The organism is Picosynechococcus sp. PCC 7002 (assembly GCF_963860125.1).
GTDB lineage: Bacteria > Cyanobacteriota > Cyanobacteriia > Cyanobacteriales > MRBY01 > MRBY01.
The window spans coordinates 827,102-839,874 of the sequence record NZ_CAWLFA010000001.1 but is presented as its reverse complement, the minus strand read 5'-3'; the positions used below and the strand labels follow the sequence as shown (position 1 = coordinate 839,874).

At 50.7% G+C, this 12,773-nt stretch carries 15 protein-coding genes; 4 read left to right on the top strand and 11 right to left on the bottom strand.

Translation table 11 applies throughout. From position 1 onward, the window contains the following. Positions 1-11: 11 nt before the first annotated feature. Positions 12-1,013, bottom strand: a complete 1,002-nt coding sequence (locus AACQ84_RS04145; RefSeq protein WP_012306440.1) for a hypothetical protein — start codon at positions 1,011-1,013, stop codon at positions 12-14. Between the two features lie 400 nt (positions 1,014-1,413). On the opposite strand from AACQ84_RS04145, the gene AACQ84_RS04140 reads away from it, so the two are divergent. Together AACQ84_RS04140 and AACQ84_RS04135 are read left to right on the top strand one after the other, a co-directional pair. Continuing rightward, complete coding sequence (locus AACQ84_RS04140; RefSeq protein ID WP_012306439.1) at positions 1,414-2,160, top strand: phycobilisome rod-core linker polypeptide; 747 nt, start codon at positions 1,414-1,416, stop codon at positions 2,158-2,160. 261 nt (positions 2,161-2,421) lie between these two features. Then, entirely contained in the window at positions 2,422-3,165 is a 744-nt protein-coding gene (locus AACQ84_RS04135) for a TIGR01548 family HAD-type hydrolase (protein ID WP_012306438.1), read from the top strand. 216 nt (positions 3,166-3,381) lie between these two features. Here the strand turns inward: AACQ84_RS04135 and psbN are convergent, their stop codons facing one another. Beyond that, positions 3,382-3,513: a photosystem II reaction center protein PsbN gene (gene psbN, locus AACQ84_RS04130; protein WP_012306437.1), complete on the bottom strand. Its 132-nt coding sequence runs from the start codon at positions 3,511-3,513 to the stop codon at positions 3,382-3,384. Positions 3,514-3,593: 80 nt separating this feature from the next. Between psbN and psbH the strand changes: the two genes are divergently transcribed. Then, on the top strand, positions 3,594-3,797 hold the full coding sequence (gene psbH / locus AACQ84_RS04125) for a photosystem II reaction center phosphoprotein PsbH (RefSeq protein WP_012306436.1): 204 nt from the start codon (positions 3,594-3,596) through the stop codon (positions 3,795-3,797). Between the two features lie 79 nt (positions 3,798-3,876). Here the strand turns inward: psbH and AACQ84_RS04120 are convergent, their stop codons facing one another. The 4 genes from AACQ84_RS04120 to AACQ84_RS04105 all read right to left on the bottom strand — a co-directional run bounded on the left by AACQ84_RS04120 (position 3,877) and on the right by AACQ84_RS04105 (position 8,883). Beyond that, entirely contained in the window at positions 3,877-6,114 is a 2,238-nt protein-coding gene (locus tag AACQ84_RS04120; protein WP_083764425.1) for a serine/threonine-protein kinase, read from the bottom strand. Between the two features lie 123 nt (positions 6,115-6,237). After that, a complete protein-coding gene (locus AACQ84_RS04115; protein WP_012306434.1) occupies positions 6,238-7,914 on the bottom strand; it encodes a DUF3352 domain-containing protein in 1,677 nt (558 codons plus the stop codon). Positions 7,915-7,989: 75 nt separating this feature from the next. Further along, complete coding sequence (locus AACQ84_RS04110; RefSeq protein WP_071819461.1) at positions 7,990-8,169, bottom strand: hypothetical protein; 180 nt, start codon at positions 8,167-8,169, stop codon at positions 7,990-7,992. A gap of 45 nt (positions 8,170-8,214) precedes the next feature. Continuing rightward, complete coding sequence (locus tag AACQ84_RS04105; RefSeq protein ID WP_012306433.1) at positions 8,215-8,883, bottom strand: class I SAM-dependent methyltransferase; 669 nt, start codon at positions 8,881-8,883, stop codon at positions 8,215-8,217. Positions 8,884-8,979: 96 nt separating this feature from the next. Between AACQ84_RS04105 and AACQ84_RS04100 the strand changes: the two genes are divergently transcribed. Further along, on the top strand, positions 8,980-9,474 hold the full coding sequence (locus AACQ84_RS04100) for a hypothetical protein (protein ID WP_012306432.1): 495 nt from the start codon (positions 8,980-8,982) through the stop codon (positions 9,472-9,474). 21 nt (positions 9,475-9,495) lie between these two features. On the opposite strand, the gene AACQ84_RS04095 is transcribed toward AACQ84_RS04100, so the two are convergent. The 5 genes from AACQ84_RS04095 to AACQ84_RS04075 all read right to left on the bottom strand — a co-directional run bounded on the left by AACQ84_RS04095 (position 9,496) and on the right by AACQ84_RS04075 (position 12,772). Beyond that, on the bottom strand, positions 9,496-9,921 hold the full coding sequence (locus tag AACQ84_RS04095; protein WP_012306431.1) for a ferredoxin: 426 nt from the start codon (positions 9,919-9,921) through the stop codon (positions 9,496-9,498). Between the two features lie 3 nt (positions 9,922-9,924). After that, positions 9,925-10,308: a DUF1257 domain-containing protein gene (locus AACQ84_RS04090; protein WP_012306430.1), complete on the bottom strand. Its 384-nt coding sequence runs from the start codon at positions 10,306-10,308 to the stop codon at positions 9,925-9,927. 40 nt (positions 10,309-10,348) lie between these two features. Continuing rightward, positions 10,349-10,561: a DUF2997 domain-containing protein gene (locus AACQ84_RS04085; protein WP_012306429.1), complete on the bottom strand. Its 213-nt coding sequence runs from the start codon at positions 10,559-10,561 to the stop codon at positions 10,349-10,351. Positions 10,562-10,794: 233 nt separating this feature from the next. Then, on the bottom strand, positions 10,795-11,589 hold the full coding sequence (locus tag AACQ84_RS04080; protein WP_012306428.1) for a Crp/Fnr family transcriptional regulator: 795 nt from the start codon (positions 11,587-11,589) through the stop codon (positions 10,795-10,797). Positions 11,590-11,725: 136 nt separating this feature from the next. Next, positions 11,726-12,772, bottom strand: coding sequence for a sulfate/molybdate ABC transporter ATP-binding protein (locus AACQ84_RS04075; protein ID WP_012306427.1), 1,047 nt, complete (start codon positions 12,770-12,772; stop codon positions 11,726-11,728). Position 12,773 lies beyond the last annotated feature (1 nt).

The following is a 12,773-nucleotide window of genomic DNA, read 5'->3' as shown; positions in this document are numbered from 1 at the left end:
GATCGCTTCGTTTAGGAAGCTGGCGACAGTTGATGGTAATAAACCTCCGCTGCAATTTTTTGGGCCTTAAATTGACGCATCAGATCATCGGCTTTGGCGGCTGAATCGACTTCTGCCATCTGAATGGCTTGGCCCACGGGGAACTGTCGCACAAAAGCCCCATCAACCACTGCTTGAGCCCGATCCAGGGCGTTGGGACTCGTATTCCGGAAAATCACGTAGTAATATCCCAACTTCAAACCATCGGGGGTGGCCAAAGGTGTCCCCGGAAAGCCCGGCACTGGCGCAAGGGGAGTTGCTATTGCTTGATCTGGAGTTGGGGGAGGCGTTGTGGCACTGGTAGAAGCAGTGGCATCGGCTTCGGTATTTTCGGTGTCCGTGGGTACGCTGGGATCAATGATGCTGAGATTGTCTAGGCGCAACTCGATAAATTCTTGGGAGGCTAGATTAACGGTGCTAGAGGCCGCCGGTGTAGTGGTCTCTGGCGTTGTTGCCGTGGTCTGGGCAGGGGAGGATTCTGCGGCTGTTTCCGGGGCTGGGGTCGGGGTAAATAAATCGGGAACGGCGATCGCCAAGGCCACCAATCCACCCCCTAAAATGGCTGCTCCCAAAAAAGCAAGACCCAGTTTCCAACGTGGCGTAGGCGGGGTAACAGGTGGGCTGCTGGCATCTAAACTTTTGAGGAGTTCCTCCGACGATTGCAGGTAATCTTCCGGGGGGGGCGTGGGCTGCTCCCAGGGGGAAAGGGGGCCAGCAACGGCAGTGATGGTCTCGGTAGTGTCTGTTTCAGAAGCCTGTGCTGGTTGTTGGGCCATTAATTCGCCATCATCACCCTGATCAAGAGCTGCAGATCCCCCATCGAGGGGCGGTTCTGGACTTGGAGGCGGTGTGAATCGCTCGGATGGTGGCCGCTGTTGCCGATAACGTTGCAATTCTCGGTCTAGATCTAGGTCTAAATTGTCTAAAGCAGCCTGAAAGCTAGCATTTGCGGCGTTAGGGGGGGCTTGATTCATCCGAAAACTCCTACACTCTCAACGGAGAACAATCAATGGGATGGGGAAAGGCGATCGCGGCTCAGTAACCCCACTGTCAAACTAAGGGGTTGGGAGACTCAACTTTCTCTAAAATACTGCATTTTTTTCGGCCACCGTCAATTGTTTTAAATTGACCTTTTAGGGCTGGATCTTTTTTCCTTTTATCTTAAGGAAATGGCCTAGGCGATCGCCCCAGAATAGACCCTTATTTGATCAAGTTTTGCCGAAAAAGCAAGCTACTGCGGCCCTAGGGCGCGGGAAATAAACGTTAACTTCTGTAATATTTTTTAATCTTTCCGAGGGATAGCCCCTGACTCCCTTATGCTAATCAGTAAGAAATTTTATTTTTTAAAGTCTTCTGATATAACGGAGGTCTGGTTTGACAATTCCTTTATTACAATACGCCCCCTCGAGCCAAAACACTCGGGTAGCAGGGTATACCGTCGGTGGCGACGAGCAGCCTTTTGTGTTTACAACCGATAACGTCATTAGCGATTCTGACTTTGACGTTCTCATCAACGCTGCCTATCGTCAAATTTTCTTCCACGCTTTTAAGTGCGATCGCCAACAGCTACTCGAATCCCAGTTGCGCAACGGTCAAATCACTGTCCGTGACTTCATTCGGGGTCTGTTGCTGTCGGAAACCTTCATCGATAGCTTCTATAACAAAAACAGTAACTATCGCTTTGTTGAGCAGTGTATCCAACGGGTACTCGGTCGCGATCCCTTCAGCGAACAGGAAAAAATTGCCTGGTCAATCGTGATCTGCACCAAGGGTCTAGCGGCCTTTGTTGACCAACTCCTCAACACTGATGAGTATATGGAAAACTTTGGCTATGATACGGTGCCCTACCAGCGCCGCCGTAGCCTCGCTAGCCGTGAGCAAGGTGAGATACCCTTTAACATCAAGTCTCCCCGTTACGATGCTTACTACCGCTCCCAGTTGGGCTTCCCCCAAGTGGTTTGGCAAAATGCAGTCCGTCGTTTCCGGACTCCCGACCGGGTGCCCCAAGCTGGCGATCCCGCTCTCTTCCTCAACATGGCGCGTTCTGCCCAGATTCCCAAAGTCAACGTTCGGGTTTCCGCCGCAGACATCAGCCTTGCCGCAGTGCCTTACCGCAACTAAGACGGACAGCTTCTAGCACCCCATGGGGTGTTATTGTTTTGTTCTAAAAAATTGAATTACCGTCTTTAATCTTAGTTTGAGCAACCTCGTTTTGTTTGGACTGATATTAAGGGGCGGTAATTTTGTTATGGGGCATTGAGCCTTTGCCCAAGCCCCAAAGAGAACAGAAAAAAATCTGATTTTGTTTTCAGTCAAAGACTTGGGAAAATAGCAAACAAGACGATAAGTATAGCGATAGGTTTTACAACAGAGGTGGTGACCATGGCGAAGGGGATTGTGATTTTTGATATCGACGGGGTGATTCGCGATGTGAGTCAGTCCTACCGGCGGGCGATCGCCGATACCGTTGAACATTACACCCAGGGGGAATATCGCCCCAGCAATGGTGAAATCGATAGTCTCAAGGCCGAGGCCATTTGGAATAACGATTGGAAAGCCTCCCAGGAACTGATCCGCCGTTGGGATGAGACGATTCCTGTCAATTTTAAAGAGCTCGTCGCTTTTTTCCAGCGCAAATACCGGGGTCACAATTTTGATGGGTATATCAACGATGAACCGTTGCTCGTCACCAAAGCCTATTTTGAGTCCCTCACCGCTGCCGATATTGCCTGGGGCTTTTTTAGTGGTGCCATGCGGGGTTCTGCTGAACACGTACTAAAAGGTCGTTTAGGCTTAGAAAATCCTGTGCTCATTGCCATGGAAGATGCCCCCGAAAAACCCGATCCCAAGGGATTACTCGCGGCGATCGCCCAACTCGAAGCCGCATCAGCCCAGACCCCCGTCGCCTACGTGGGAGATACCGCTGCTGATATGCGCACCATCACCAATGCCATCAGCCAGCAGCCCCAACGACGATGGCGAGCCATTGGGGTGATCCCACCCCACGCCCAGACTGGTGACGACAAGGAGTATATGTATGCCTCTAACTTGCAGGATGTCGGGGCCAATATTGTTCTCCCAGGAGTGCAAGAGCTATTACCTGAGGTTTTGTTACAACTATTTTGACGTTTTTAAAACCCAGAATTTCGAGCAATCCCCCAAGAAAAAACAGCCCGGAGGCTGCCTGATCAACTTATTTCAAGTGAGCTAGTTGAAGTGCGTCAGATTGTGACGGTATAAAAAGACATCTCAAAAAGGGTTTTATGATGACAGCGAGACTGGGGAGAAAAACAACCCAGGCATAAGAGCCATGGGGCTTGATGTTAAAGGGTAGCTGCCCGCTTAATCTTCATGATCTTCAAAGGGATCCTCAAGTTCTACCGAAGGAGGCCCGAAGGCTGTGTAAATCGAAAACCCTGTTACGGCGATCACAACCACCGCAATGCCGATGCTAAGAACTGTTGCAGAATCCATAGGTGTATCTCAGTTTATGATGACTCTTCCTCTATAATATTACGGAACATTACAAAAATCCTTTACGATACACGAATCCTATGGCACAGCGTACTCGGTTGGGAGATATTCTCAAGCCTTTGAATTCTGAATACGGTAAAGTCGCTCCCGGTTGGGGCACCACACCGCTCATGGGCGTCTTCATGGCGTTGTTTTTAGTATTCCTGCTTATTATTCTCCAGATCTACAATTCTTCTCTGATTCTCGAAGGTTTTGAAGTGGATTGGACTGCCCTTGGTTTCTAAGGATTTGCCAATCACCATTTTTGAAGCCATTTTTCTACTGATGAGATCCGGGTCTACCCGGATTTTTTGTGGGCGATAATTACAACCAAGGCACAATTTCCCGCAGGGTATCCCGGAGCACTTCTTTCAGGCTATCGGCTCCTTCTTTAAAATCATCTTGGGCTTGTTCCCACTGAAGACGCTCCTGGGCATCCTGGCGATCACCTAAAATATCTGGGTCATTGGGTTTATACTGGAGTGCTTCGTCATAGGCGTTAATGGCAGCTTGGTATTGGCCTGTGGCTTTGTAGGCATTCCCCAAACGTGCCCAAATATCTCCATCAACATCATCTAGGCGGAGAGTATTTTCGTAGGCGGTGATCGCCTCATCATAATTTTCAGAATCATAGAGTAAATTTCCTAGACTTCGCCAACTGGGACGGTCATCGCTGTTCAGGGCAACGGTGCGTTGGTAGGCGTCGATGGCCGTGGGGCGATCGCCATTTTGTTCTGCATTCCAGGCGAGATGGTACCAGGCACGGTCATTGTTCGGTTCGAGGCGAGTGACGTTGGCAAAGGCATCCTGGGCTTCGGGGTAATTGCGGAGATTTTCCTGGGCCATGCCGAGGCTATACCAGGCGGGGGCGCGGTCTGGCTCTAGTTCTACCACTCGGACATAGGCATTTTTCGCCTCTCGATACCGTTGCAGTTTGCTGTAGCTGTTACCCTGTTGGTACCAAATATTGGCGTTCTGGTCATCGAGCTTGAGAGCCTGTTGGTAGGCGGCGATCGCCTCGTTATATTCGGCACGATTGTGGTGAATCCAGCCCTTTTCAAACCAGGCCCAGACCTGCTGGGAATCCAATCTGAGAAGCGCACCGAGACTATTGAGGGCGGCATCGGTTTCTTCGCGACGGAGATGAATTCGGGCCTTTGTCTCCCAGACCACCGCTTGACGGGAATCTTCCTGGATGGCGCGGTCGAGAAAGGTTAGGGCTTGGTCATCCTGTTGGCGATCACTGGCGATTTTACCTTTGCCCCACCAGGCTTCCCAACGTTGAGGGTTAACCTCCAGTAGTTGATCATAGGTTTCTACAGCCGCATCAAATCGTTCGAGGGCTTGGAGGACTTGGGCCTTTCCCAAAAGCGCCCCTTCATGGTCTGGGACGGTCTGTAAAATTTCTTGGTATTGGGCGAGGGCCTGCTCTAGTTGATTTTGAGATTGGGACAGTTGGGCCTGTTCGTATTGGGCCATCAGGGCTTGGCGTTCTGACCACCACCGCCACCCCGCATGAACGCCGAGGCCAGTCCCCACCAATGCCGCGAGTCCCACGCCGAGAAGGGCGGCCTTGATCGCTTGGTGATTGACGCTCAAACGCTGGTATTGCTGGGAAACGACCGTTGAGAGGTAATTGAGGGGGGCGATCGCCGTTTGTTTGATCTGCTGAATACTGCTTGCTACTGGTAAAACACGGGTGCTCGTTTTAGCTTGTTGTTCCCCCTGTGCTGCCAATGGGTTTAAGGCCTGTTGGGCTTCTGTGGCGGTCCCAAAGCGATCGCGCCAATTATGGTGCACCATCTTAGAGAGAAAGTGCCTGACCTCTTCTGGCATTTCTACTTGATCCTGCCATTGCACTTCCCCGGTTTGGGCATCGAGGGGAATTTTGTCGGGGGCGGTACCCGTCAGAGCCGTAATCGCAATCATCCCCGCCGCATAGAGGTCGCTACAGTAACGGGGATAGCCCTGAATCTGCTCTAGGGGCATATAGCCTTGGGTGCCGATGGCAATGGTGGGCCGACCGGAGGTACTGGCAAATTGGTGGGTGACCTGTTTAACCGCACCAAAATCAATGAGGCAGAGTTTTTGATCGGCTTGGCGGCGAATGAGGTTACTGGGGTTGAGATCCCGGTGAATTACCTGGTGCTCGTGGACAAAAACCAACAATTCCAGGATTTCTTGCACAAGGGCGATCGCCCCTGCCGGAGGACAGGGAGAAAGCCGCTGTAGTTCTTCCCAGAGACTTTGTCCTTCGATGTATTCTTCAACTAAATAAAACTCTTGGCCTTCCTCAAAATAAGCCAGTAACTGGGGAATTTGCGGATGCTGACCCAATTCATCGAGAATTTTTGCCTCGGTTTCAAACAAACGCCGGGCCGTTGCTAAGGTTTCTGCGTCGGTGGTTTGGGGCTTGAGGAGCTTCACCACACAGATGGGACGCTTTGGGCGATCGCGGTCTTCTGCCAAAAAAGTCGCCCCAAATCCTCCCTGGGCCAGAGACCGGAGAATATGGTAACGTCCGCGCAGGGTGTGTCCGGGGGCCAATAGGGAAGCAGTCATCGGCAGCGGGGAAATAAAAGCAACAGATTAAAATCGCAGGGGCAAGGGTTACCGGAGGACAAAATTTTCAAAAAGATCACCTTGTTCCATAGTAATCGGGACTTTCACAAATCGGGGGCCGTCTCAATTTTGTAAACGATTGGGGGAGAGGTTGAAAAATAGGGTTGATCGCCGAATATCTTGGGTACTGCCAGCACTGGTGAGGGTAAAGGCGCGGAGATGGTTAAAGAAGGGTTTGGCCACATAATCGACCACCCGCAGGATCGGCACTTGGGTTTTGAACAGTTGGGAACCTTGACGCCAATCGGCAAAAAGATAGCCGCTGTTTTCGGGAGGCAGTTGGGCAATGCTGGTCTGGAAATCTTTGTTTTTCAGGAGCGATCGCCCGGTATTGGCTTGGATCGCCCGGCTGAGGGTTTTTACAGAAGTGGCAAAGAGTTCGTACTCGTCAACGCTGAGGTGCGCCCCCCGGACATCGGCATTGAGTTGTACCAGTTCATCTTGGTCTTGGGTATCGATGGCTGTCCAGGCAGTGACGTGGCGATCGCCCAAGGGTAAACGCCCCACACTTAAGCCTTTTTCCTGGGCCAAGCTATCAAAATGTTCAATGACGGGATCGAGGTTGACCTCCGGTTGTCGTTCCGCCACAAAGAGCCATTCCACATCATTGCGTTCGGCATCGGGGACGAGGGCCAGGGCATATTCCCCAGAAATCCACGCGAAAATATCTTCGGGGAGGTCGATGCCGAGGGGATCTTGGATTGCGGCGACCGCCTGTTGCAAGATCTGGGATAAGGGACTTTTCGGATTTAACCCCGTGGTCGCTTCACCCCAGAGGGCCTTTAAATCTCGCCCAGCTACGGCAAACATCGCCTCCTGGGGAATGTAGTTGAGGACATGGGTCGGTGCCGTGGTCGCCCCTGGCATCAGGCTAGGTTCAGTGTCCCCAATCAAAGCCGTTTCCGCCACTAACCCCTCTGGATGAAGACCGATGGCGATCGCCAAACGTTGTTCGAGGGTCGGTTCTTCTGGGGTCGGATCGTTGGCAATCCAAGCGCTGAGGGCGGGTAAATTCGCTACCATCACGCCGATATGTTTCCGGTCAATGGTTTCTAGGGCTTCTGTATATTGCGGGTCATGGCTCAAATTCAAATCTGGCACCTGCACCGTATTAATCGCACTGCGTAGCACCTTTGCTTCGTTGGCAAACAGTACATAATTACCCACAATCGCACTAGCAAACCGATGGCTGTCCGCCTGGGGAATGACTAAATTGACCCCCTTATATTGATCAAACGTCAAACCCGCTTCTGGGGCGATCGCCTGTTCCGTATAAGAAAGCTGTAAAAATTCCTTGGCTAAGGCCTGATCCCGTGCTTCTACCACCAATAAATAGCCCGGTTGTACCCCATTACTCGGATCGCGATCCACATCTAAAGTAGTCACCGCCAAGCTCAACTCGTCCCCCAGCCACGGTTCAATCTGCTTGCTGTAATCCAGTCCCGTCGCACTGAGTAAACTTGTTTTCACCTGTTGTAATTCCGTGAGCGTCGCCCGCCGTTTACCCCAAGGGGTTTGCACGAGGCCCAGGGCGGCTAATTTCTCTGGATTCACCACTAGCGAAAGCATCAATGGCGCTTGCCGGGGAACAAACAAGGCTGCTGCTGGATTTCGCGCCACCCCACCCTGCAACCAAGGTAAAGGACTCTGTTTAAAAATAGCGAACCAACTGCCTAGCCCCACCGAGAGCAGAAGCACCACCAGAAGACCGAGATACACAAAAAAGGAACGAGATTTCATGGGCTGCCTAGAAACGCACGGCATTCATTATCCCATTGTGCTGGGAGGATCGAAAATTCCCGACCGCGAAAAGGTCTATTTACGTTTTTTCGCCTTCCAGGTGCCGCCGTAGCAATAGTTAGGATTATTGGTTGCTAACTCGCGCCGACAATCAGGGCAAACCAACACCCACTGCTCACTCGCATCATATTGAATTCGGTAACGAACTGCCGCAATAGTTTGGCAATAATCACAGTTTTTCTCTCGAATACGCATGACTTCAGAACTGAGGCTAAAAAATTTATTCTTTGTTGCATGGCGTTAAGGCTGGGGAAAAATCAGCGTCCAATGGCGTTCTGAAGATTGATAAACTTGGGCCTTGGTTAAGCCCGCTTCGGTGGCGATCGCCTCAATTTCAGGCACCGTAAACGCCGCATGGAGCGAATCCCAGAATAATTGACGTTGACGCGCATCAAAACCTGGCCCCTCGGCAGCAGCAACGATCTGGTCAATGGCGGCGGTGCTATCGGGACGAAATAAATCCCGCACGATAATGTTTCCCTGGGGTTTGAGGAGACGGCGCATTTCCTGAAAACAGGGCAACGGATCAGGTAAATGGTGAATCAGGCTATTGGAAATAATCACATCAAAGCTTTGGTCGGGCCAGGGCAAATTTTTCGCATCGGCATAAACCAACTCGATTTGTGCTGTTAAACCTGCGGCCACAACGTTTTTTTGTCCTAGGGCGAGCATCGACTGCGCTAAATCGGTGCCTTTAATCTGCCATTGGGGGCGCTGTTGCCCTAACAAAATCGGAATTTGTGCTGTCCCTGTGCCCAAATCTAAAACGAAAGCGGTTTCTTGGGAGTAAGTCGTAACCACGAGATCCGCAAAATCTTGATTCACCGCCCGAAAGTCCATCGCATCGTAGGCGATCGCCTCGGCGGGATCGTCCATCACTTCCGGTTCTAAAATTCTTGTTAACGCCATCTTTCGTTTATTCCTGAAAAAATATCTCCGGATTGATCTGATTGTCTAATGTTCTAAAAAATTCGCTACACTGCCGATGTTGAGTGTTCGTCTGTAATGTCCTTGTTCTCGCCCTTTCGTCTGATTTCTCTCATCGGTTGCACCAGTCTTTTGAGCCTTGGCGCTTGCCAAAGGATTGACCCGGCCCTCTACGACTGTCAAAAACTTTTGGCGCAAATCCAAAGCACCGTCACGGAAGCCCAGACTCTTGTCCAGAACGAACCAACGGCAGAAGCTCCCCAAACTTTTAATTTTGAGCGTTGGCTCCAGGCGGCCGATGCCCTGAAAATGGGGGCCGAGGCGATCGCCCAACTGCGCTTACGGGATAGCCAGATGAAAACCTACCAAACGCAAATTAGCGATATTTACCAACGTCAGGCCGAAGCCACCTATGCCATGGTAAAAGCGCGCCAGAACAAAGACCTAGAAGCGGCCCAAACTGCCCAATCCCTGAGCCAGACCGCAGGCACCGAAGAACAAACCATCGGCCAAGCCCTTAATGATTATTGCCAAGCCAAATATCAAGCTGTCACCGCTACAGAAGACCCATAAGCCAAGCAAAATTTTAAATGCTTAGGGTTTCCGGGAGGGTTTAGGTTTGCGGGCGATCGCCTGACCCGCCCCATCCTGGGGAAAACCGAGGGGCCGAATCACCTGGTTTTTCCTGGCTGCTTCTTTGGCCTTTAGTTCCGTGTAATCTAGCCAATGGATGCAGTCTACCGGACAGGTATCAATCGCCTCTTGGACAATTTCCTCAGCATCTCCATCCTGGCGATAGGCCCGGGCCCGACCATGTTCTTCTTCGATATAAAAGGTGTTGGGGGCCGTGTGGGCGCAATGTTTGCAGCCGATGCAGGTGGTTTCATCCACATACACCCCTTTTTGGCGCAGCAGGCCACCTAGTTCCGGTTCAAACCCAGACCGTTCCGTGTCATTTCTTAAAAAGCCCCCCAACTCCGGCTCAAAACCAGACCGCTGGGGGGAATTTTCAAAGGTCATACATTAGCTCCAGCGTTGGACGACGAGGCGAATCGAGCCATCTTCGTTTTTCTGCTGTTCACTGACTTGGAAGCCTTGTTTGTTGGTTTCATTTAGGATGGTGTGGTAAGCATAGCCCTGGGTGAGACGTTGGAGGAAGCCATCAACGGTTAGGGGTTGCTGCCAATATTGCAAGTCAGCGACGAGTTCGTATTCATGGCCATTCCAGCTAAAGCCGATATCGTAGTCATTGTTCTGTTGGATGACAACTTCAGCGGTGCGGCGATCGCCTTTATAACCCCGCACAGCACTGGGGCCTTCTTTCCACTCAATGTCCATGTCCTTGAGGGCAGACTTGAGGGAAGTCAAATTACGGATTTTGGTTTTGATATTGCTGAAATGAGACATAGGATTTAACGGGGCTATTTATAGAGGTTTGCAAAAAAAATCACCAATTGCTTTGGACGGGGTTCGTCGTCGTTGCAGTTTGGCTTACCGGTTGGGCAAAATATTCCGAGGTTTGTTCTTGGGAGAGAACAACGCCCAGTTGCTCTTCGATCGCAGCGGTCACTTCTTGGCATGAAGACCCGACAATGCCTGTGACCTTTTCTTGGACACGGCCATCAGGATAAATGATGAATTCTAATGTCTCCATGTTCATGGGTGCGCTTCCTCATTGGCATGGTGGGAAAGTTGACCAATTTGGCGGGGGACAATATACGGAATTTTGCCCTTAACTTTCCAGCACATTTGTGTTTACAGCAGTTTAACAAATCTCGACAATGGGGGGGTAGCTTGCCGCCGCAAATCGTAAGATTCCTTTCATTTTTAGGTGGCTAAATAGATGATTTTCAATGGTGATTAGGCGATCGCCCCAATGGTTGACTCCCTCGCCTAGCGCAATGGCCACCAAGCCACTTTATCCCGGGTCGCACTATAGACTTCCTTGAGGCCTTCTGGATTCAGCACATGGATCAGATCCCCTTGTCCCTCAGCGGATTTTTCTGTCTTGATCAGTTCCACCTTCGTCATCCCCTTCAACACCTGTTCCACAGTGCGGTGATTTAACTGGCAGGCATGGGCAATGATATCTACGGGGAGATCAAAGCTAAAAACGCCATTACTCTGGGGTTGATTGGCCAGCGATCGCTCTTGGTAAATCAAAGCCCGCAGCAGGGAAGCGACGGCCTGGGGTGGGTAGGTACTACAGTTCAGCAGATGGTACTGGAATTTTTCCCGTAACTCGAAACTCAGGTTATAGCGATCGCGAAAATCAGCACTCTGGTCATAGATCCGTTGTACCGTTGCTACCGGAATTTTCAGCACATCGGTAGTTTTGTAGGCTTCCACCAAACTGGGAAAACTCCGACTCACCTGCCCAAACCCAACGGGAAGATTGCGCATCCCAAAACAACTGCCCGTATAGGTGATCGCTAGAATGCGGTCGAGGGGCGTACTCCGCACAATCACTGGCCCCCCCGCAAGTAACACGTAGAGAAATTCCAAATTGTGGTTCGGGCGAAAAGCTGTATAGATCGGCCGACTGGAATAGAGTTTCTCAGTGATTAATTCTGCTGGATCAAGCCAATTTTGCAGTGCATCTGGATCCATTCCCCGAAAGAAAAAATTGTTTTCGGTTAACTCTGTGATGATTTCTGGCACTTTGGGAGCTTGGACAGATTTTGCCATGGAAATTACAAACGTATTAGATTCAGAAGCTACAGGCGTTTCCTTCTGATTCTAGTCGAAAAGCTCGATGTAACCGAGTCATCAATCGCCCCTGGGTGAGGTTTTGCCATGGCCTAAGTTTCCTCAAACCGGGACATTAAGATTGCCTCAGCACGGGTTGGGACTCCGCATTGACCGCAAAGACTTTTGCCTGTTTTGGCCTGAGATAAACGGTTTGGCCAACTTCAACTTGTAATTGGGCAAGTTTTTCTCGACTAAGGTGAGCCATGATAATTTCTTGATCTGCCGTTAGTACCTCCACTTGAACATCGGAGCCTCGGTAAATGATTCGCTTGACTGTACCGGGCAAAGCAGTCGGATCACCATCGATTTGTAAATCTAGATCATGGGGACGAACAAATACAGCATGGGTCGCGTGATGGGGGGTTGTGTCCGGGTGATTACGGATCAAGGAGTGATGACTGGGTAAAACATTCACTTCCCCGATGAAGTTCATCACAAACGGAGTCGCAGGGTGGTCATAAATTTCCGCAGGGCTGCCGACCTGTTCAATGCGCCCGTGGTTCATCACGACGATTTCGTCTGCTACTTCCATGGCTTCTTCTTGATCATGGGTGACAAAAATACTTGTGACATGAACTTCTTCATGAAGGCGACGCAGCCAAGCTCGGAGTTCTTTTCTGACTTTTGCGTCTAGGGCACCGAAAGGTTCATCAAGCAGTAAAACCTGGGGCTGTACCGCTAGGGCACGGGCTAAGGCGACCCGTTGGCGTTGACCGCCGGATAACTGGGAAGGGTAGCGATCGCCTAAACCTTGCAGTTGAACCAAATCTAACAGTTCTTCGACCCGCTGGCGGATCAGATGCTTTGGTTTTTTGCGGATCTCAAGCCCAAAGGCAACATTTTGGCGGATGGTTAGGTGTTTAAACAGGGCATAGTGCTGAAATACAAAACCAATATTCCGCCGCCGAATATCTACATGGGTCGCATCTTGACCGTTGATAATCACTTGTCCATGATCAGGGGTTTCTAGTCCGGCGATCGCCCGTAGGAGGGTTGATTTCCCAGAACCAGAGGGTCCCAATAAGGCAACCAAGCTTCCTTCTTTGACTTCTAAATTAATATTCTCTAAAGCCTGAAAAGTACCAAAATTTTTATAAACCGAATCAACAAAAATACTCATT